Below are 19,328 nucleotides of genomic sequence, written 5' to 3' on the forward strand. Positions count from 1 at the left end.
GAATAGTGTGTATCTCCGATTTCAAGTCGTAAATCATAATCTTTTCTAACCTGTTTGTTATGTGATCAATATCTTCTATAAATAAGTGCTATTCTCTCTTCATGCTGCTTTAAAATATCTTCTTCTATGAAAGCCTGTGTAATTATCTTCAACTCCTTGAATGTAGTTAGAGTAATATTGGATTTAATTGCAGCTTCTATTGCCCCTTTTTGAAATCCTAATTCAGAGATAATAAAACCTCTATCAACACCTACGTCACTTGCAATCATTCGTAAGCCTAATACCTGAAGTTTTTTTACTTTGCTGTTCCATTTTTTTGCTTCAATGATCCAAATCAATTCTTGTCCCATGAACTTAGTTTTGACTAACACATCGATAGCATGATTTGTCCGAGCTCCATCAACTGTCACATTGGATGTTGCATCAAACCCCAAAGATTTGAAGTATTCACAGATTTGCTCTTGAAAATTATACCATTCAGGCTGAGTTTTTCCCATTTGATTTTTCAAAATGTAAGCTACTATAAAAGCGGTATGTAGCGCTGATAGTATAATAAACAACATAAAATATTTACGATATAGATTCTACCGACGCGTGCTGTTAGAAGTAGTTTAACATTAGTTGGAATGAAATAGCATATTATATTCACAAGTCTCGAATTATCGAAACTTACAATCTGTAATAAAATCAGAAAGATCCTTTACCGTCTTCATTTCGCTGAATGGCGGTTTGGTAAGAAAACTAATAACCATATGTTTGGCAATCTGCATTGCTATTGACAAGTCTTCTTGAGTGATTGTCTTTGCCCCCCCATGTGCGATGGCGGATCTTTTCCGGTAAACATTTTTGAAATAGTTTACAATACTTTTTCTTTCATCTTTTTCTTCTCCTATTATAAAAGCAAGCCAATCCCCTATTTGACTAATTATAGAAGGTGTTATGAATGATTCAGGAGTGTATTGCAACATTCCCTCAATGGCAAAAACATATTGAACCAAAGATTTAGAAGGGTTTTGGTCAGCTACTGCATTTCCTATCCATGTGATAGCTTGCAATGATCTTTTCTCTATTTCAGATTTTTCATTTTTTTGAACTAAAGCCCAGACAGAGGCATTACCATTCTCTTTTTTCCTGTAATATTCATCAGACATGTCAACCCAACTAGAGTATCCAGTAGAACTAACCCCTAAAGACTCAGGAGTTAAACACCAACGTTTAACACCAGATGTTCGTTGATGATAAATAACACTAATTGTTTTGTCTTTTTGACCTGTCATGTAATTAAAGCAGCATTCAAAAATTTCAGCCTCTCTATCTGCTAATTCATATCCTTTATCAGTGTCTCGTGATAAAACAGGAACTCCTAAAAAATTACAACCCTCTAATTCATCAAAAAAAAGCTCTTTATTTGCTAAATATTAATATTTCGATGTTAGCAATGCTTCTGAAAGATTCTTATTATAAACTTTGAATGACCCAAAACAAATTTGTGCTTCATTACAAGTACCACCTGCAATTTGATAAATAATTTCTTGGGATACTAATGGTAAGGCAAGTAGTTCGTTCTCTAATTTATCTAAATCTGTTAAATTACACTTGCGATTCTCTTTTCCAATTTGTCTAAGAAGAATTACCAATTTTACCTCAAGGGTTTTAATAGATACAGTGTTGCTAATCTCTTTATTGGCGTGGTATAATTTTTCAACAAATTCAGAAAACGCATTGTATGCTAATAATCCTTGAAAAGTAACATTACTATCACCTATTCCAAATGAACGTCTTGGTGTATCTTTATCTGATTTCTCAAATAATTTGCCTGAAATTTTTACAGATAAGGAGAGAACTTCATCTACTGCTTTCGCACTTTCCTGCTTTCCAAAGAATGAGTTCTTTTTCATGATTCCATATAAAGGCTTTTAAGTTTTTATCGTTAAATAAGTAGTTCCGTTGTAAATATACTCTCATATGGCTGCTAATTAATAGTATATTATTATTTCAATGTTTGGAAACCTGATATTAGTGTAGGTATTGTTAATGGCATACATTTGGCTTTTTAAATTATAAATTTTGGCAGTAATTCCTTCAAAAAATTGAAATCGAGAATTTTTTAAACCAAGCTATTAGATTGGTTTACAATTAATAACAGAGGTTTTGTGTGGCATAAAAGCAGCTTGATGGAGTACGAGATCATCATCGCTAAAGTTTTACTTCAGCGAACACCAATAGTTGAATCTTCTTTATCTGTCTCCAAAAGTCGTACAAGGCTACGTTGATCATTAATTACTTGGGCGGATGATGGTACAATTGGAATATATATTCCCTTATTTTTGAATTCTGGAGTAAGCTTTTTATCTGTCCAATTTAAAATAAATGTACTGAAAAACGTGTTGCCAACTAATAAGTATTTTTTTTGTTGAAGTAATTCGTTGTCTATTAAGTACTCGTTGGACGACACCGTCTTCATTATCCTTCCCTCTAACCGCGACGTAAAATATTGTTAATACATCCTTAACTTTTTTTAAGTTGAGAGTTCATGATAGCACATTTTTGAGCCAAAATATAAATTATTATTTTTAATTCTTAATCGTAATCATTGCCAAGATATCAAAGCCAGCGAATGATTTTTTAGGAAGGCGGTGAACTGCCCCACGATATTTATCAAAAGTTAACTCTTTAATAGTTAGTTCAATTGAAAATATGATAAAAGGCAAATAACTACAAATTGAAATTACGCTAAATTAATTTACATAATCTACGTCTTTTTTGTTAATTTGTGTAGAAATATTATGAGCATATTATCAGTAAATTCGTTTTTTTCAGGGATAGGAGGATTTGACTTGGCGTTTGAAAGGCAGGGTTTCCAAGTGAAATACCAATGTGAAATTAATGAATTTTGCAAGAAGATACTTAACAGACACTGGCCAAAGGTAGTGTGCGACTCTGACATCACCAAAGTTCATTTATCGGATTTACCTGCAGCTAAAGTGTGGTGTGCTGGCTTCCCATGTCAGGACGTTTCAGTCGCTCGTGGATCGAACGGAAGACAAGGATTAAAGGGGAAGAACTCTGGCCTTTTTTATGATTTCTTCAATTTAATTGAACAAAAACAACCCGAGGTAATACTTTTAGAAAATGTTTTAGGCTTGTTAAACTCACACGAAGGTAATGACTTCAAAATTATTCTTCAATCTTTAAACAATGCTGGGTACGGTGTATCATGGAGGGTTTTTAATAGTAAATATTTCGGTGTGCCTCAATCAAGGCCCAGAGTTTATATTTGTGCTTGGAAAAATGACCCAAATAAAGCTGCATATGTTTTGCATGAATTTGCTGAATCGCAAAAGAACGAAAAGGCCAGATTACAATTTATAAACCCACAAATTAGCGTCGAATATGGCTTCGTGGTACCCGAGCTTGCTTATTGCCTTGCCGCAACATCAGGAAGGCATACAGGAACCGATTGGAGTCGAACTTACGTTTGTTATGGCGATAGGGTGAGAAGACTTATACCCACAGAGTCAGAAAGATTACAAGGCTTTCCTGTAAACTGGACATCGCCAACTGATCCTGACGAAGAATCACTGTATGACTTTGACAGTTTGAGATATCATGCAATTGGTAACGCAGTATCTGTACCTGTAATTGAATGGATTGCTAAAAGAATAAAAAGCATGCTCGGCGTTAAATCTGAAAATTTAAGTATCTCGGAAATCATGTTTAAATACGGCGATTTCAGAAAGAATAAACCGAGACAACAAAATGTCCAATCGGAAGATCATTGCAGAATAAAATGGAATACTGGTGGAATTGCGATTAATGGTGACGCTTTTGATTGTAGGGTATTTGAGGCTTGTAATAAAACAATAAAAAGCAACCTAATCGACTTTATCTCTACGTCGTACCCAGCAAAAAAATATTTTCTAAGCTCGGGAGCAGCTAGAGGTATAATAAGAAGAGCAGACGGTCAAAACAGAAAATTATTTACGCCTTTGCGACAGTCATTGGAAAGATTGTCAGAAGCTGATTTAGTACAAGCAATATGAATTTTTGCATTATCAGATTAGGCAAAGATAGCGTCAGTGATATCCAAAAAATTGATGATGCGAAAGATGAGTTTTCCGCGTTCAAAGTCAGTGTAATATGCAAACAGGTGCCTTTCGAAGTAAATAACGGTACCTATTGTTTGATATGGCTTGGATCGGATAATAACAAAGGCATCCCTACAAATTGGGAGCAAGGTATTAGAGCTTTCGGAAAAGTGTTAAAAAAAACAGGTGGCCCTGTTTATAACGATACTTGGGAGGTTGATGTTGAAATTGGGTTTGTACTGACAAAATCGATAAAGAAACTTGAAATTTTATCAGTCAATTCGAAGAGTTATGCTCTAAGTGCAAACATACCAGTAGTTGGACTTAACACAAGTAGCAACCAAACAATTCAATTAATAAAGCCTAATGAACTAAGACAAGATATTTCAGCTTTATTTTATTGTATAAACGCTGTTGATAATAACTTCTATCGATACCTTGATAAATACTACCCAGAATTGGGTAATTACACCATTTTCAATCCACCTCTAGATGAGGATAATGTGGACTTTCTTTATGAAGAAATTGAAAGCGAACTTATTGATACAGAAACTGAAACTTCCATCATAAGTAAATCTTTCGATCCATCCCTCGTTAATATTGACAATCGCCTTGTAAACATTGATCTTATTGTAAAACGTTTACGGCAACAACCGCCAGAAATAGACTTATATCCTGAATTTCAGCGAAGCGATGACTTGTGGGATAGAACTAAGCAAAGCAGATTGATTGAATCAATTTTAATAAGGTTTCCCTTACCTGCTTTTTATTTTGATGGATCTGACAAAAATAATTGGCTTGTTGTTGATGGCTTACAACGATTAAGCTCAATAAGAAACTTCATGTTAACAAAAACACTTAAGTTAACAAATCTTGAATTTTTGGCACAACTTGAAGGATTTGGATTCGATGACTTAGACCGCAGTTTGCAGCGGCAAATCGAGGAAACGCAAATAATCGCGTATGTAATTAACCCAGGCACACCAGACGATGTTAAATTTAATATTTTCAAGCGAATTAATACAGGAGGACTGGTTCTTACGGCGCAAGAAATACGGCATGCCCTATACCAAGGGAAACCTTCTAAGTTTATCGCAGAACTTTCTGATCTTGAGCAATTTAAAATAGCCACCAATTATTCGATAAGATCACAGCGGATGTTAGACCGTGACTTCATCAACCGTTTTTTGGCGTTTTATCTTCTTGGAGAACAAAATTATATGCCGGATTTAGATACATTTATGAGTCGTGCCATGGCTCAGATATACATTTTACCAGATACGGTATTAAACAAGTGTAAGGATTCATTTATCAACTCAATGCAATTGAACAGCATTATATTTGAATCAAACGCTTTCAGGAGGATAGATAGAAACAGTACTCGAAAGAAACCGCTAAATAAAGCTTTATTCGATGTCTTTTCTGTTCTGTTCGCTCGCCTTGACACTCCATCGTATGAAAAGTTAAAAGATTGTCGTAAACAATTTGTACATGGGTTTATCAATCTCCTTGAAGTTGATTCTCTATTTCAGTCCTCAATTTCAAGTTCGACAAGTGATCGTAATAGAGTAACTTATAGATTCGAAAAAATATCGGAATTAATCGAATCAATTTTAGGCAATTGATATGATAAGCACTATAAATATTAAGAATTTTAAGTCCATTAAAGATTACACGTTCCGTTTGCAAAACCTCAATGTTTTGATGGGTATTAATGGCATGGGTAAATCAACATTTATTCAATCATTACTATTACTTAAACAATCTGGAAGGCTACAGTTTGGTGAAATACAGCTAAACGGCGATTATGTAAATATTGGAAACACCAAGGATGCTTTGTATCAATACAGTAAGAAAGAAAGCTTATCTATAAACTTAGAATTTAGTGATGGGGTAACTCAAGAAATAAATACTAATTATGTCGTTGAGGCTGATTTGTTTACGATACCCAATCCGATTTTTACTGAAGAATTTTTCGGACAAACTCTTTTCACAAACAATTTTCAATACTTAAATGCAAACCGCTTACCTCCGACTTCTGTTCACAGCAAGTCTTATTCAAATGTTGTAACCAATAATAATGTCGGTAACGCTGGAGAATTTGCCACGCATTTCATTGAAGTTCATGGAAACGATGATATTACTTTCTCTAACTTGCTGCACAAGGATTCGAAGTCTATTGATCCAGTAACAAATAAAGAGTTAATTAATAAAACGCTGATTAATCAAATTAACCTTTGGATGGGTGAGATTTCGCCTGGCATAAATATTAGAACTACATCAATTCCTAATTCAGATTACGTGTTATTAGAATATGTTTACAAACAACCAAACTTTGGAAACACAAATAGGTTCAAACCAAACAATGTCGGTTTCGGCATTTCTTACGTTTTGCCAGTAGTCACTGCTATTTTATCGGCCAAGGCCAATGAGCTAATTATTATTGAAAATCCGGAATCTCATATACATCCTCGAGGACAAGCAGAATTGGGCAAATTAATTTCGCTCGCTGCATTAAATGATGTTCAGATAATCTTAGAAACACACAGTGATCATATATTGAACGGAATTCGAGTAGCGACTAAAGACAACAATGAGTTGACTGGTAAAATTTCATTGTTTTATTTCGAGAGAGTCGTTGCTGAAAGTGAACAATTTTCTCAAATTACTCCAATTAAAATTGATAGTGCTGGTGAGCTTAGCGAATACCCAGATAATCTAATAGACGAATGGGGGAATCAATTACTTAAGCTTTTTTAGACATGGAGCTTATTTTAAATGAACTATCTTTTTACCCTCTATGCGAAAGTAGTGAATTCTTAGAGGAACGTTTCAATTCATTCTTCAAAGCCTTTGACAAAGCTAAAGAATTATACAAGTTTAAGCACGTAAGTTTTCCTAATGGCTATCAACTAATGAAAGCCACCAGAGAACAAACTTTTTACGAATGGGTTGTCGGATTAAAAAATAATAAGACGAAACAAGCTATCCTCACTTTTCTACGAAAACCCTACGTAGACGACCTCAATCAGACCGAAACTGATTCTTACTTTAGTAGTAATTACAAAATTATTGATTCAAATGTTCCGACCCAAGAAAGCCCAATCGGCTTGGTGATTGCTTCAATTAAAAATTTGCCATCTGTAAGCCTTAATACCCATGCTTTTTGGAACAATACTAAAATACTGGTTTACAAGGTGATTGATGATTCTGTTTCTGACGAATACATGACGGCGTATAATATTTGTCTAGAAAGTGATTGGAACTCCATCAACCTTAACGAGTGGTCTAATCGATGTTATGCCCACCTAATTGATGATCATGAGAAGATTAAACTTTATTTGAGATTTACTAAATATACTGTATCGTTCGAACAAACGTTTTTGGAACAATTTTTTGAATTGAAAAATACTGACTTCGAGCAATTCAAATATCTATTACTATTGATGAAAGACACTCATGAGCATCCCTTTAGCGGTGGCATGGGGCAAACAGAGAATTTAACTTATCGAGGAAAAGAAGCTTCGAAACGGGTTACCCAAGAAGATCGTTTGAGTTACACTTTAGAGAAAAATCACCTAACTTTTATTGCCTGCAAAGGTCATTACAAATTTCACTGAGCATTTTTGTACTACCGATTAATCATAAGTTTTCTGATTGAAGGAAGCAAGCCATGTTTTGGGCTGCCCAAAACGTCTTGTCAGGTATAAACCCAATCCCGCTATACTTCACTTTGTTTAGTGTAACTAAGATATCTTTTAAGGATTGGGCAAGGCCAAAAATAAAAGCTGTAATATAATCCGCCGCCCCGTGAGGGTTTAATTAGTGGCTGACTTAAGTCTTGGCAGCATCAGCAGCCAAGACCTTCTTTAAAAATTCAACAAACCAAAATTGCTATTTGGTCGGTATGTTAAATACTTCTAAGAACTGCAGGATAACATGGAGCACCCTGCCTGTTCGGTAGCCCACCCTGGCCTGGTCTCGAAAAACTCTTCGAACCTTTTTGAGTAAGGATCTTTGATGGCTTCCTGTAATTTGCGAAACAGCGTGTCCTCCCCTTTTTCCAGTTGCTCAATGGCTTGGTGAAGCAAGTAATTTCTTAGAACAAACCGGGGATTACTGCTTTGCATTTGGGCTTTGGCATCCTCGGCTGTACAAGCGTTAGCTTTTCTGCGGGTTTGGTATTTATGGATTAAATGATGTAGCTGCGCCCTGCCCTCGGGGCTAAGGTCATCATAAAAGCTGCTTTGGAAGTAACTAACCACTTCCTGCTCAGTCTGGGCATCCAGTGGCAGGTCAATTAACAGCTGATAAAATATCGTCATATCGGGCTGTATGGCGGCCAGCATACTTTCAAACTCCTGAAAAATCTGGATATCTTCGTCCCTCACGTGGTCCAAACCCAGCTTGCCCCCCATCATGGCATAATACTTTGTCCAGTAATGCTCCTCATAAGTTTTCAGCACTTCCGATAAGCGATCAACGTCTTTGGATATGGGAACCAGTGCATTGGCCAGGCAACTTAGGTTCCAATAGGCCATATTGGCCTGCTTGCCAAAAGCATATCTCCTACCCGGCAGGTCGGTGGTATTTGGGGTGAAATCCGGGTCGTAGTTATCCAGGAATGAGTAGGGACCATAGTCGATGGTCAGGCCTAATACCGACATGTTATCCGTATTCATCACGCCATGTACAAAGCCTACCCTTACCCATTCTACGATCATACTTGCCGTACGTTCCACCACCTCGCCAAACCACCTGAGCACCTGATCTTCACCTTGGATATGCGGATAGTAGCGGGTGATAGTCCAGTCAACCAGGTTTTGCAAGCTATCTAATTCATTGCGTGCGGCCAGCATTTCAAAATTGCCGAACCTTAAAAAGCTGGGCGCAGTGCGGCATACGATAGCGCCCGGCTCGTAGGCTGGCCTGCCATCGTAGAACATGTCACGCACCACCTGATCGCCGGTAGTTACCAAGCTAAGTGCCCTGGTGGTAGGTACGCCCAGGTAATGCATAGCCTCGCTCATGAGGTATTCTCTCACGGATGAACGGAGTACCGCCCGGCCATCTGCCCGGCGCGAATAGGCGGTGGGCCCTGCCCCTTTTAACTGCACTTCCCAACTGCCATTGGTACTGCTGCCATCCACCGGCCATTCACCCAGGCAAATGGCCCTGCCATCGCCCAGCTGACCCGCCCAGTTACCGAACTGGTGGCCCGCATAACATAAAGCATACGGTTTCATATTAGCTGTTCCCAGGTTGCCACCCAGCAAATTAATATCGTCTTCATTCGGTCGTTCAATACCCAGTTCCTCAGCCAATTCGTCAGACCAGGCTAGTAGTGCAGGTTTAGCCACCGGGGTTGGCACAGCTTCGCTATACAATACGCCCGGCGTTTGCCGCGGCTTCAGGCTTCCGCTATGGTCCCCGGGAAAGGTGCCGCAAAAATCATACGTGAACCGATCTGAACTTAAATGCTGTTTCATAAAACTTAAAAATTGAAGTGCTGCTAACATGATGCCACGAAGCTAGGCGCGAACATTTTGATGGCTGACCATTTCGATGTGCTCGATGCCATCTTCATCGTAAGGATCACCCGCTACAACAAATCCTAACGATTCATAGAATTTGGTAGCATACGTTTGCGCGCCAATCCGAATAGGTTTGGGGCCGAACAGATCCTCGCAACTTTGAATGGCCAGCTTCATCACTTTCCTGCCCAGGCCTTTGCCGCGATATGTGGGCGAGGAAACGACCCTACCAATCGACACTTCCCCATAGGACAGGCCTGCCGGAACCAGCCTGCAATAGGCAGCCAGCTTACCTTCGCTAAAGAGCAGCAAGTGGTAGCATTGCTGGTCTTTATTATCCTAATCCAGGAATACGCAATTTTGTTCTACCACGAATACTTCACTGCGCAAGCGCAGCAGTTCGTAAAGTTCGTTAGTGTTCAGTTCCCCGAAAGACTTAACCTTGTGAATGTAGTTCATAAAATATGGTAAAGATAAGGTTTAAGGTCTTCTAAATATGAATTTCGACTACGAAGGGATCTGCTTTTGACGTAATCCTACGCAGGGTATGGCATAACGTTTCTGATCATAGCGCTCAACCTTGCAATCCAGCCACTTAGACATTCTTATATTATTATTGAACATTTTTCGATAGCTTCGTTCCCCTTTTGCTTCACCTGCCATGAATAGTTACCTGTACGGAATAGATTTTGGAACCACCAATTCCGCTTTAGCCATATATAACGAGGAAACCCAAAATATTTGCCATACGGTGATCATTCCTTCGCTCATTTACTTTTTTGCTGACCGAAATGCAGGCTATGTAGTGGGCGACGAAGCCATTGCCGCTTACCTGGCTGACGGAATGAAAGGCCGCTTTATCAAATCGGTGAAACAGATCCTGTCCAGAAGCAGCTTTATTGAAACCCGTATCCAGGGCAAGCGGTACAATGCATCCGACCTCGTGGCGATCATCCTGACCGAGCTGAAGCAACGGGCCGATCAGTTGATACAAGAGAACTGCCGGAAAGCAGTGATCGGCAGGCCGGTCTTCTTCGATGATGACGACACCCAGAGAGACACGTTGGCACAGAACCGGCTGAACAAAGCCGTGGAGCAGGCCGGCTTCACCGAGGTGCGCTATCAGTTCGAACCCATAGGCGCAGCTTTTGCTTACGAAAGAACGCTGACGCAAAGGGAAAACGTGCTGGTAGCCGACCTGGGGGGCGGTACCACTGATTTTACTTACCTGGTTCTCGACCCGGCCATGGCGGGCAGTAATGACAGGAAAAAAGACATGATGGCAACAGGCGGCGTCTATGTAGGCGGTGACAGTTTGGATGCCGCCTTTATGTGGGAAAAAGGGACGCCTTATTTTGGCAAGCATACCCAGTACCAGGCAGCTCCCGGCAAGTACCTGACCGTACCCAAGTCGTTATTTGCCAACATCTGCTCCTGGGAGCAGATGAATTTTTTCAACAGCCTTCGCATCCAAAAAGACATCGAGAACTATTACCACTATTCGGGCAAAGACCGCAAATTCAGAAACCTGATCACCCTGCTCGAAAACAACCTGGGCTATTCGGTCTTCCGGGCTATAGAGCAAACCAAAATGACCTTATCCGCTGCCGACACCACACTGTTCAGTTATCACCAGATGGAAATCGATATGGAAGAACAGGTGAGCATAGATGAATATGAGCAGGTCATTGCCAAAGAAGTTGACCGGATCGCGGTAGCATGGGATACCTTTATGAATAGGCATAACATTGAACCCGGTGATGTGGATACACTTTTCCTCACGGGCGGCACCTCGCAGGTCCGCCGTATTCAAGAACTTTTCAGCGACAAAATGCCTCAAGTGAACTTGAAATCGGGCGATAATTTTCAAAGCGTAGCCAAAGGTTTGGCTTATAGCGGGTATTTGTTCGGTTAATGAAATATAATTATAACCCAACTAGCGAAAGCTTGCTTCGATTAATGGGCTTTAACGTGCGGTACATAATTTAAATCACGTAAAATTGGAGTTCTTCCTAAACAAAACATAACGACCGCAGGAATTGCGGCGGACATCACGATGTAATAATAGCTGCCAACCAGTTAACCTTATAGGTTACCCAACGGGCCATCGAAAACCATGGAAAAAACCATGAAATTTTCGGCCTTAAATGGAACAGACTTCGAAAATGTCTTCTAATTCCCTATTTAAATTCGGCTATTTGAATCGTCCGCATTGTCTTCCTGTTTTTCCCGGCTTTAAATCAAATCGGAATTTTCAATAACTATAGGTCGAACTTACCATTTCCAGGTAACGTTTCTTCAAGGCCTCATGCGCCATCCCTTTCGTATTGGCCAGTTCAACAAATGACTTGACCACCCCTTCGCGGGTACGCCAGTCAAAGGAATAAACCAGCGTTTCCTTATTAATGGTCACTTTAAGCGGGATAGGTAAACGCAGGTCATGTGCCTGCTGCAGCATCACCATCCGGCGGCGTGGTACTCCCCTTCGCACAACTCACCATACTGCAAGCGGTGCCCCAGTTTTAACAACTGGCAACGCCGCAAATCTAACACCGGTTTGTGCTTCTTCCTTTTGGCCTTACCCTTCTTAACCTTTAAATCTACCATTAACATCGCCTCGGTATACTCAGAATATCTTCCCTTTATTTCTTCCAACGCAAATAACTTATTAAAACGAAACACCCGTCTCACATAATTTTTGCGGGATCGCTCCTGAGAAAGGAACACTTTTCGGTCGATAACCGCTTCGGTTATCATCGCCTTTTCTTCCGGTGGCAACACGGTATTCTTATACAGTTCCCGCAACAGGATCAAAACGGCAGGACGCTTCTCCCCTGCCTGTTCCTGATCCATCATCCTCGAAATTTCAGCGGCAGTCAGGGAATCACCCCTTGCCATCAGGTTGCCCAAGAAGGCACTCAGACCATCCCCGACTACCGCTGGTTTCACCTCTCCAACCACTTCCAACTTACTACCCAACGGATATTTTGCCCTCAACCCCGCCAACTCCTCCAAAAATGCTGCACCCCTGCCGGGACATTCCTTGTCCAGTTCGGCAGCTTCCTGCTCCTCGGCATGCAGGAGCTTCTCCAAATCCTCGTACTGATGGTAACATAACCGCGTGTTAAAATGATGGTATTCGATCTCTTCTTTATTCATCGGCCGGGAAATAAAGGGCAGGGCATGGAACAAACCCATCGGCCTCCGGTTGCGGTCGCACCAAATCTCGGCGTGCATGAACACATAGATGCGTGGCGGGTATTTGGTTTGGGGCTTGAAATAATAATCCACCCTGCCGCTGGTTTTTCGCGGCAGGGCGTTCATGCGGTCGTACTCCACCTGTTCACGCGGGGTCATCACATATCCCTCCTTAATTTTGACCATAACGGTAATACTTAAGATTGCCTTTCGGCCAGTTTCAACAATTTTTGGTAAAGGTCTTGCCAGTAGGCCTGTTGCTTTTGCTGCAAGGCAATGTTCCGTTTACCGCTGAGGTGGTAATGCCGGTAATCATCGGCCTGCATCAGGGCAAGGTTCAAGTCAGTAACCTCCACGGCCTCGCCGTTCAGGTCATGTACAATTAATGGATTTTCCATATCAGCCGACCTTGATCCCTTCCGTCCGGTAGTCTTGCATATTCTTGAAAAAGCCCCGGTAAAAGAGGTTATGGTCTTTCAGTAATTTCCAAAGCAGGGAGGCTGCTTCGTTGGCCAGTGTCGGGTTGATGAACAAGTCCTGCTTTTCCAAAGCCTCGGCAGCCGAACAACTCGGCGTGTCGTCGCCCGTATCCGCTGCCCTGAGCAGTTCCCCGAATTCTTCGGTCACCAACGGCAGGGTGTCCACCGTGCAGTACTGCTCCAGTTTGGGCTGCTTCACAACGGTCACCGTTCCCAAAACGGCTTGTCCGGTCAGTTGCGTATTCCCGCAATCCAGCCAATACAACGGCCTGTCCCGGTCATGGCGGTTTTCCTTCGCCAGCCGTTTCAAGGCTTCGGCCACATCGAACCGTGCGGGTACACTATCTACACACGTCACGAAGATATTAGCCTTTCCCCCGCTGGGCAGTTTCTCCAAACCCGAAGCACTGTATTTCCATGTCACCGCTTTCCAGTTGGCACCCCAAAAGCGGTTGACGCGGTTAATGAGTGCCACGGATTTGTGCAAACCTACCTCCGCATCTGCGAACAACTGCCGGCCTTTATTGAATTCGGTCACCACGTCATCATCGTACAAATGAACGTGCAAGCCGGGATGACCAAGTGCCATGAGCGAAGCATGAATTTTGGCCAAGGCCATGACCATATGGCTGCCTGTCCCCCCGGCACCGATGAGGTTAATGGTGATGGGGTTCGTCGGGTTGATGAGCAGTTGGTCTGCAATATGGATAGCTTTCATGGGGTTATTGAATTAAGTGTTTTAGGGTGTATTGGTTAGCAATTAACATTTTAGCAGGGAACGGCTTGCCGGTACCCGACAGGCTTTTCCATAGCTGCACGATGTTACCTTTCACGGGCAGGTGGTTCTGCATCAAATGGCTGAAGTAGCTGTTGTAAAAAGCTTCCTGCCAAAGCCGGATAAAGTCCTCTAAGCTGCAGTCTTTGGGAATGCTGTTTTGCGTATTGCCCATGCACACGCGGCCATCAGCATACACATTAAAGAAGGGCGCATGGTATAAGGGGGTGTCGAGCGTAATTTCTGCATCGTCTTTGATGGCATACACGGCTATTCCCTTTTTGCTGGCTTTCCAAACCAACGCAGGCATGGTGCAAAGCCCGGAAGGGATGCCCAAATCTTGTTTAAAGAACAGCGGAACGGATTGCGCGGGCGTGTGCCAGATGGCGTAGGGGTTGTGGTCGGTCTTCAGGTGCAGTACGTTTTTAGGCATCAAGCCGGAAAGCGTCAGCAGGCCGTTCTTTTTGCGCTCGGCGGTTTGCAGGGCTTTCAAAAGGCTATTAGCTTCAGCTAAAGACAAGGGATGCGCGTTCATGGGCTTGCCTTCCCTGTCCAAATCGTAGGCCTCAATATAATAGGAGGCGTTTTGGGGCTGGTCGGCTTTATATACCAACAAGGCTTTTTGCGGGTGGTACAGGGTGCCAAAGGCGGTGGTCAGGTTAGTCATATAAGCAGTTTAACAGGGTACACAAATCAGTAATTAAGGAAAACAGTCCCCGCTCGAAGTCCAGCGAATCCATAACGGTTATGGTATCTTCGCTATAGTGCCGGATCAGGCAGGGCTGTTGCAGGTAAGGTCGTTCGTTCCACTCGCAGTTAATATTTTCGGCAAGGTTGTTCCACAGGTTGCCGTGGGTCTCGGCCACGAAATGCACGTACTCGTCCAAACGGACGGTGTTCTCCTGCCAGTCGTCTTCCTCCTCTTCCCCATGGTAATTATCAAAAGGTAAATTGCCCATCGCATGACTGGTCAGGTGACTGTCGGGGTAGGCTTGCCACAGGTCAAATGCCTTTTGGGCAATCTTAAAGGATCCTTGTTCAAATGCTGTTTTGGGTTTAGCCTTTTCCATACGCTCGGCAAAGTGCTGCAAGTGGTAAGGGCTGTAGATTTTGCGGTGCATGAGGTCGCCAAAATGCGCGGATGACCGGAGTGCCTGTTGGTTTTGACTCCAACTCTCCGCTTCCTCTTCGTCCACTTCTTCGGCCAGCCATTCGCTTATCATTTCGTAATGGTAAGCTAAGAAACTGTCATCATCCCGGTAATACGGTATCCGGGCATGATGCAGCAGGTAGCTGCAAACCGATAACAACAAATCACAGCTTTCCCCGTGCTTACGCGAACGGATAAGGCGGTAGAGGGGCAGCACCGGGATATAGTACATATTCATATCCGTATAAAGCGTTTCCCTCACGGCCATTTGCACCCTGCCCTTATCATCCTGAACGATAAACAAATCCAGTTCGTCGCATTGGGCGGTCAATTGCCTTTCCGCATCCCGGTGCGCTAACAGGATATTGTAAGGGTAGTGCTTGTTACTTACGTCCACCGGTTCAATCCCTTTTTCTGCGGAAAGAAGGGCAAGGGAGGTTAACACCCCCTTGCTGATTCCTTCATCTTTGGGCAATCCCTGAGCCTCCTCGTATAAGGGCATAAAGCGGTGCCTTAAAAAACCATCGGCAGCAGTTCCACGGGAACCGAGCGCGGTTTGCCCCGCGAGGCCTCCCGTGCGTCGGGCAGACGGTTGAGGTCTTTGCTTAATTGGGCAAGTTGCTGATGAAGTTTCCATTGCTGTTTGGTGGGTCTGATAATTTGTCCTTGGTTAATGGTCATTTTCATATTTTATCCTTTGGTGCCGATGGTGGAAGTAAAGGCATAGGTCAGCTGGTCGTTACGGATGACCATCTCCCCTACTTTGGCGGTGGCCAGTACGGGATAGGTGCCGGAGTAGAAATTCAGCACCGTTTCCACGCTCCAGTTCGGGTTCGGGTCGGCCAAAGGAATCTCCTGTCCCTTTTCGGTGTGCAGGAATATCCGGGGCAATATTTTAGTGAGTTGCATGGGAATGTCTTTTTAAGTTTTACAATAATTCTAAGCTGCGTTGTGCTTTCAGGTCTTTGAGGCGCAGCAGGTCGGCTTCTTTGTTATTCAGTTCGGTTTCCTTTTCGGGATAGTCAGCTGCGGAGGGCAGGATAGCTAAGGCCTCCTCGTACTTCATCGCGCTGGTCAGTTCGGCAATGGTCTTCAGGGTGCTATCGTATGCTTTCTTCTTTTCCGCTTTGGCTTCGGGCAGTTCTATGTCGGCGGTCTTCTTGCCCTCCCCTTTTGCTGCGGTGGCTTCGGCTTTGGCCTTTTGCTTCTTGTCCTGCTCCTGTTTGGATTTGGCCTGTGCGGTTTCCAGTTGCTTTTGGTATTGCTCCATGTTGGCGTACAGGCTGGCGGTTTGCTGCACGGGCGTAGTGATGGCTTCAAAGAACCCGGCTCCGAGTTCTTCCGCAGTCCCCTGTAAGATCATGGGCGGGATAAGCCGTGCTGCACCGTCACCACCGTGGGCAGCGGTGAACAGGGCGGAAACGGTAAAAGAAATATTGTCCTCGGTTTGAATGGTCAGTTTCCAGTTACCAGGGGTGCCTAAAGAGGCTATATGATTAAAAAAGTCTGTTTTCATGGTGTTAGTCGGTGAGGTCGTTAATTTGTTGTTTTCGTTCGATGAGGATGTCGAGTATCTCCTCGCTGCTTTCATAGGACTGCCCTTCGAATTGGTAAAGGCCGGAATCGGGGTCAAGGTTATAGAGGTCAAAGTCGCTGTTATTCAAATCGGTAATCGTCAGCACCCCATCCTGATAGGTGGCAACCCCGTAAACGCTGTTACTGGTTTGGGCATAATAATGCTTGAACTCCGCACCGAAAAATTCAGCCACTTCGATGAGATAGTCAGTATTAGGAACCCATCGGGTGGCGTAAAAGAGCACGTCCTCTTCCCAGCCGATGTCAAAGAAATACCCCTCCTGCTCATGGATGAAAGACGGAAGCTGTCCTTCGCCTGTAGATTCGGCAAGGGCTGCCAGTTGTAAAAAAAGGGATTGTATTTTAGATAGCTGCGCAGGTTCTGCCTGGAACACTACGCTGTTGGAACACCAGTTGGCCATAGCGGTAAAGATTAATAGAGATAAGAAAAGGCAGGTTTCAAGGCTTAGCCTGCGTGCCTGTGCTGCTTAATTAAATTGCAGGAAATTGTCGCTTATGTGCTTGGAGAAGTCCATGCACAAATCAAAGGCCGTCTGCGCACGTTGTTTGGCAGTGCCTTCAATGATGGATTTAAACTGCGCTTCGCCGTTCTTGTAGCTGCGCACGTTTTGAAAATAACCCGTGATGGCGTTATAAGCACCAAAGACGGTTCCCGCGGTGGTGTCCATTTGCTGTGTCGGACTGCTCATGGCATACTCGTAAACCTTATCGACGGTATTGGTGTAGTAACTTGACAATTCTTCGGTCTTACCTGCGGTCAGGTTGTTCAGCGTTTCCTTGTTCGGAGCCATCGCCACCTGAATGAGTTTTTTGACTTCGCTGTCGGTGATGCGCACTTTCGCCCAATAGTTAAACACTTCTTCGAGTTCATGCCCTAAGTTAGAACTGATACCCATGAGCGTGTGCGCCTGTTTCAGGCGGTCGTTCGCGGAGGCGGTATGGCGTATCTTAATGGCACCCGATAGGTTGCGCATGGCTGCGTTGAGCGTGTTGTTACAAACGACACGGATAGGCGTAAATGCTGCGGTAATGCTGCCCAAACCATCGTGGGAGGTATTCAGGAAAAGGTATTTTTCAATACAATCTTCCCTGCCGACACGGATATAACCGGGCAGCTTAGCGGTAATAAAGATGCGTTCACCCTTGCCTAATGCCCCTGCGGTCTCATAGAGTATACCTTCTTCCCCGCCAACAATGGCATCAAAAAAAGTAAAGGCATCAGTGTTCTGCACCACTTCGTAATCCTTGCCCACTACGCCTAAAACCTGCTCTGTGTCTTTGCGGATGGTGGCAAAGTAATTCGGGACTTCAATTTCAGGAATGAGTAGGTCGGTTTCCGAGTCGCCTGTGTGGTTCTCGGTGTCATAGGTGAACAAGGGACGTTTCTCTACGGTATAATCCAGCCCTGCAAAGCGGATGGCTTCCGCGCTGGTCGGGTATTGTTCGACAATGGTGCCCAGCCCGTGCCATGCCCGTTCTTTGACGCTGAAAAAACTGTATGCTCCGGTGGTTTCGTTTTGATTGAGATGGTGTGCCATGTGGTGTTTCGCTTTACGGTCGTTAAAATTTGACTGAATGATTGGAGGTGAATGGGTTAGAAAGGCAGGTCGTCATCATCGGGCGGCGTACCACCTGAAGAAACAGGCACCTTTTCCGCTTTGGTGGATGCGGACGCGTTGGTTGCCGAACCGTACAGCTTGATATTATCTACGCTGCAAGTAAGGTTTGCCTGTGCCTTGCCCGTTTTGTCCGTCCATGCTTCGGCTTCAATGAGGCCGTTGATTTCCACGATGGCACCTTTGGTCAGGTAGATGGCCAGCCCGGGGTTTATCCAGTAAGCACATCTGATAAAGGAGGTTTTCTCCTGCTTCTCTCCTGCCTTGTTCTTGTAGCGTTTGTTAACGGCCACGGTAAAGGCGGTTACTTTTTTGTCGTTTTTGACGTCTCTAACTTCGGCGTCTGCGGTAATTCTTCCGGTGAACAGCATAATATATAAGGGTTTTAATGAATAAATAATTTGTCCGCTTCCCTTTCCCATTTGTTTTGCCTGATTATTTTTTAAAAGACAAAAGGGAAAAAAGAAAGCAATGAGAATTGCCGGGAAGAGAAGCAAGGAAAAAACGGAATAAGTGCCACAGGCTGAAGACGGGAGGAACGAGCGGCTTCATTATGCCGGATTTTTACTTGCCAGCCCAACGCCTATTACCGGCAAGACATTAGCTGCCCTTTTTACCCGTTGGCTTAAAAAATAATTATCCAAACAAAACTCACCCACCGGAGATCCTCAAAAGGCAGGAATGCAGACGAGCGAAAGCCAGCCCGGCTGAGCGAAGCGGCGCGTGGCAGGCGAAAGTGAAGGGGAAATGAATGCGTTTTGAAAACGTTGTGCAGGGCAATCTTGAAGCGCAGCCAAAGTTTGCCTGGCTTGATCAAAAGCATCAGGGATAGAAGCGATATCCTTCGGTAGATGATTTAGCGTATAGCCCGGCCCTAAGGGCGATGCCCTGA

21 protein-coding genes and 1 pseudogene are annotated in these 19,328 nt (G+C 43.4%); 5 read left to right on the plus strand and 17 right to left on the minus strand.

Translation table 11 applies throughout. The features are described from left to right. Positions 1–65: 65 nt before the first annotated feature. From IEV61_RS18395 to IEV61_RS18405, 3 genes are all read right to left on the minus strand, one after another. Complete coding sequence (locus IEV61_RS18395) at positions 66–497, minus strand: restriction endonuclease (RefSeq protein ID WP_188418530.1); 432 nt, start codon at positions 495–497, stop codon at positions 66–68. 162 nt (positions 498–659) lie between these two features. Continuing rightward, positions 660–1,277 (minus strand): HEPN domain-containing protein, encoded by a 618-nt coding sequence (locus IEV61_RS18400; protein ID WP_188418531.1) that lies wholly within the window; start codon positions 1,275–1,277, stop codon positions 660–662. A gap of 141 nt (positions 1,278–1,418) precedes the next feature. Next, complete coding sequence (locus tag IEV61_RS18405; protein WP_188418532.1) at positions 1,419–1,898, minus strand: hypothetical protein; 480 nt, start codon at positions 1,896–1,898, stop codon at positions 1,419–1,421. A gap of 888 nt (positions 1,899–2,786) precedes the next feature. Between IEV61_RS18405 and IEV61_RS18410 the strand changes: the two genes are divergently transcribed. The 4 genes from IEV61_RS18410 to IEV61_RS18425 are packed head-to-tail and all read left to right on the plus strand — an operon-like array spanning position 2,787 to position 7,708. Then, on the plus strand, positions 2,787–4,043 hold the full coding sequence (locus tag IEV61_RS18410; protein WP_188418533.1) for a DNA cytosine methyltransferase: 1,257 nt from the start codon (positions 2,787–2,789) through the stop codon (positions 4,041–4,043). Then, the gene (locus IEV61_RS18415) at positions 4,040–5,713 is read left to right on the plus strand and encodes a DUF262 domain-containing protein (RefSeq protein WP_188418534.1); all 1,674 of its coding nucleotides are present in this window, start codon (positions 4,040–4,042) and stop codon (positions 5,711–5,713) included. The genes IEV61_RS18410 and IEV61_RS18415 overlap by 4 nt, the downstream gene beginning before the upstream one ends. A 1-nt stretch (position 5,714) precedes the next feature. After that, a complete protein-coding gene (locus IEV61_RS18420; protein ID WP_188418535.1) occupies positions 5,715–6,848 on the plus strand; it encodes a DUF3696 domain-containing protein in 1,134 nt (377 codons plus the stop codon). A 2-nt stretch (positions 6,849–6,850) separates the two neighbouring features. Beyond that, positions 6,851–7,708 (plus strand): type II toxin-antitoxin system YoeB family toxin, encoded by an 858-nt coding sequence (locus IEV61_RS18425; protein ID WP_188418536.1) that lies wholly within the window; start codon positions 6,851–6,853, stop codon positions 7,706–7,708. A 300-nt stretch (positions 7,709–8,008) separates the two neighbouring features. Here IEV61_RS18425 and IEV61_RS18430 read toward each other — a convergent pair whose 3' ends face one another. Continuing rightward, positions 8,009–9,577, minus strand: coding sequence for a protein adenylyltransferase SelO (locus IEV61_RS18430; protein ID WP_188418537.1), 1,569 nt, complete (start codon positions 9,575–9,577; stop codon positions 8,009–8,011). Positions 9,578–9,619: 42 nt separating this feature from the next. Beyond that, a pseudogene (locus tag IEV61_RS18435) lies at positions 9,620–9,940 on the minus strand (GNAT family N-acetyltransferase); the annotation flags it as partial. Between the two features lie 343 nt (positions 9,941–10,283). Here IEV61_RS18435 and IEV61_RS18440 point away from each other — a divergent pair. Continuing rightward, positions 10,284–11,537, plus strand: a complete 1,254-nt coding sequence (locus tag IEV61_RS18440; RefSeq protein ID WP_188418538.1) for an Hsp70 family protein — start codon at positions 10,284–10,286, stop codon at positions 11,535–11,537. 339 nt (positions 11,538–11,876) lie between these two features. Here the strand turns inward: IEV61_RS18440 and IEV61_RS18445 are convergent, their stop codons facing one another. From IEV61_RS18445 to IEV61_RS18500, 12 genes are all read right to left on the minus strand, one after another. Continuing rightward, on the minus strand, positions 11,877–12,080 hold the full coding sequence (locus IEV61_RS18445; protein ID WP_188418539.1) for a hypothetical protein: 204 nt from the start codon (positions 12,078–12,080) through the stop codon (positions 11,877–11,879). Further along, a complete protein-coding gene (locus IEV61_RS18450) occupies positions 12,080–13,006 on the minus strand; it encodes a hypothetical protein (protein ID WP_188418540.1) in 927 nt (308 codons plus the stop codon). The genes IEV61_RS18445 and IEV61_RS18450 overlap by 1 nt, the downstream gene beginning before the upstream one ends. Before the next feature lie 11 nt (positions 13,007–13,017). Further along, positions 13,018–13,218 carry a hypothetical protein gene (locus tag IEV61_RS18455; RefSeq protein WP_188418541.1) on the minus strand — a complete coding sequence of 67 codons (201 nt, stop codon included), beginning with the start codon at positions 13,216–13,218 and terminating at the stop codon, positions 13,018–13,020. A 1-nt stretch (position 13,219) separates the two neighbouring features. Beyond that, complete coding sequence (locus IEV61_RS18460) at positions 13,220–14,017, minus strand: PRTRC system ThiF family protein (protein ID WP_188418542.1); 798 nt, start codon at positions 14,015–14,017, stop codon at positions 13,220–13,222. A gap of 4 nt (positions 14,018–14,021) precedes the next feature. Next, on the minus strand, positions 14,022–14,741 hold the full coding sequence (locus IEV61_RS18465; protein ID WP_188418543.1) for a PRTRC system protein B: 720 nt from the start codon (positions 14,739–14,741) through the stop codon (positions 14,022–14,024). Continuing rightward, positions 14,734–15,726, minus strand: a complete 993-nt coding sequence (locus tag IEV61_RS18470; protein ID WP_188418544.1) for a hypothetical protein — start codon at positions 15,724–15,726, stop codon at positions 14,734–14,736. The genes IEV61_RS18465 and IEV61_RS18470 overlap by 8 nt, the downstream gene beginning before the upstream one ends. 11 nt (positions 15,727–15,737) lie before the next feature. Next, positions 15,738–15,911, minus strand: a complete 174-nt coding sequence (locus IEV61_RS18475; RefSeq protein ID WP_188418545.1) for a hypothetical protein — start codon at positions 15,909–15,911, stop codon at positions 15,738–15,740. A 3-nt stretch (positions 15,912–15,914) separates the two neighbouring features. Beyond that, positions 15,915–16,133, minus strand: a complete 219-nt coding sequence (locus IEV61_RS18480; protein WP_188418546.1) for a PRTRC system protein C — start codon at positions 16,131–16,133, stop codon at positions 15,915–15,917. Positions 16,134–16,152: 19 nt separating this feature from the next. After that, positions 16,153–16,740, minus strand: a complete 588-nt coding sequence (locus IEV61_RS18485; RefSeq protein WP_188418547.1) for a PRTRC system protein E — start codon at positions 16,738–16,740, stop codon at positions 16,153–16,155. A 4-nt stretch (positions 16,741–16,744) separates the two neighbouring features. Continuing rightward, entirely contained in the window at positions 16,745–17,221 is a 477-nt protein-coding gene (locus IEV61_RS18490) for a DUF1281 family ferredoxin-like fold protein (protein ID WP_188418548.1), read from the minus strand. A gap of 66 nt (positions 17,222–17,287) precedes the next feature. Continuing rightward, positions 17,288–18,358, minus strand: coding sequence for a DUF932 domain-containing protein (locus IEV61_RS18495; protein WP_188418549.1), 1,071 nt, complete (start codon positions 18,356–18,358; stop codon positions 17,288–17,290). Positions 18,359–18,414: 56 nt separating this feature from the next. Next, a complete protein-coding gene (locus tag IEV61_RS18500) occupies positions 18,415–18,858 on the minus strand; it encodes a single-stranded DNA-binding protein (RefSeq protein WP_188418550.1) in 444 nt (147 codons plus the stop codon). Between the last annotated feature and the right edge of the window lie 470 nt (positions 18,859–19,328).

The sequence above is a fragment of the Mucilaginibacter galii genome (assembly GCF_014635825.1).
In the GTDB taxonomy this organism is placed as follows: domain Bacteria; phylum Bacteroidota; class Bacteroidia; order Sphingobacteriales; family Sphingobacteriaceae; genus Mucilaginibacter; species Mucilaginibacter galii.

What these genes read in the sequence shown, in the direction of transcription:
- IEV61_RS18420 (WP_188418535.1), top strand. Translation starts at nt 5,715, where the DNA reads ATGATAAGCACTATAAATATTAAGAATTTTAAGTCCATTAAAGATTAC.
- IEV61_RS18415 (WP_188418534.1), top strand. Translation starts at nt 4,040, where the DNA reads ATGAATTTTTGCATTATCAGATTAGGCAAAGATAGCGTCAGTGATATC.
- IEV61_RS18440 (WP_188418538.1), top strand. Translation starts at nt 10,284, where the DNA reads ATGAATAGTTACCTGTACGGAATAGATTTTGGAACCACCAATTCCGCT.
- IEV61_RS18425 (WP_188418536.1), top strand. Translation starts at nt 6,851, where the DNA reads ATGGAGCTTATTTTAAATGAACTATCTTTTTACCCTCTATGCGAAAGT.
- IEV61_RS18445 (WP_188418539.1), bottom strand. Translation starts at nt 12,080, where the DNA reads ATGCTGCAGCAGGCACATGACCTGCGTTTACCTATCCCGCTTAAAGTG.
- IEV61_RS18495 (WP_188418549.1), bottom strand. Translation starts at nt 18,358, where the DNA reads ATGGCACACCATCTCAATCAAAACGAAACCACCGGAGCATACAGTTTT.
- IEV61_RS18460 (WP_188418542.1), bottom strand. Translation starts at nt 14,017, where the DNA reads ATGAAAGCTATCCATATTGCAGACCAACTGCTCATCAACCCGACGAAC.
- IEV61_RS18405 (WP_188418532.1), bottom strand. Translation starts at nt 1,898, where the DNA reads ATGAAAAAGAACTCATTCTTTGGAAAGCAGGAAAGTGCGAAAGCAGTA.
- IEV61_RS18455 (WP_188418541.1), bottom strand. Translation starts at nt 13,218, where the DNA reads ATGGAAAATCCATTAATTGTACATGACCTGAACGGCGAGGCCGTGGAG.
- IEV61_RS18410 (WP_188418533.1), top strand. Translation starts at nt 2,787, where the DNA reads ATGAGCATATTATCAGTAAATTCGTTTTTTTCAGGGATAGGAGGATTT.
- IEV61_RS18490 (WP_188418548.1), bottom strand. Translation starts at nt 17,221, where the DNA reads ATGGCCAACTGGTGTTCCAACAGCGTAGTGTTCCAGGCAGAACCTGCG.
- IEV61_RS18500 (WP_188418550.1), bottom strand. Translation starts at nt 18,858, where the DNA reads ATGGGAAAGGGAAGCGGACAAATTATTTATTCATTAAAACCCTTATAT.
- IEV61_RS18430 (WP_188418537.1), bottom strand. Translation starts at nt 9,577, where the DNA reads ATGAAACAGCATTTAAGTTCAGATCGGTTCACGTATGATTTTTGCGGC.
- IEV61_RS18480 (WP_188418546.1), bottom strand. Translation starts at nt 16,133, where the DNA reads ATGCAACTCACTAAAATATTGCCCCGGATATTCCTGCACACCGAAAAG.
- IEV61_RS18485 (WP_188418547.1), bottom strand. Translation starts at nt 16,740, where the DNA reads ATGAAAACAGACTTTTTTAATCATATAGCCTCTTTAGGCACCCCTGGT.
- IEV61_RS18465 (WP_188418543.1), bottom strand. Translation starts at nt 14,741, where the DNA reads ATGACTAACCTGACCACCGCCTTTGGCACCCTGTACCACCCGCAAAAA.
- IEV61_RS18395 (WP_188418530.1), bottom strand. Translation starts at nt 497, where the DNA reads ATGGGAAAAACTCAGCCTGAATGGTATAATTTTCAAGAGCAAATCTGT.
- IEV61_RS18475 (WP_188418545.1), bottom strand. Translation starts at nt 15,911, where the DNA reads ATGAAAATGACCATTAACCAAGGACAAATTATCAGACCCACCAAACAG.
- IEV61_RS18450 (WP_188418540.1), bottom strand. Translation starts at nt 13,006, where the DNA reads ATGGTCAAAATTAAGGAGGGATATGTGATGACCCCGCGTGAACAGGTG.
- IEV61_RS18470 (WP_188418544.1), bottom strand. Translation starts at nt 15,726, where the DNA reads ATGCCCTTATACGAGGAGGCTCAGGGATTGCCCAAAGATGAAGGAATC.
- IEV61_RS18400 (WP_188418531.1), bottom strand. Translation starts at nt 1,277, where the DNA reads ATGACAGGTCAAAAAGACAAAACAATTAGTGTTATTTATCATCAACGA.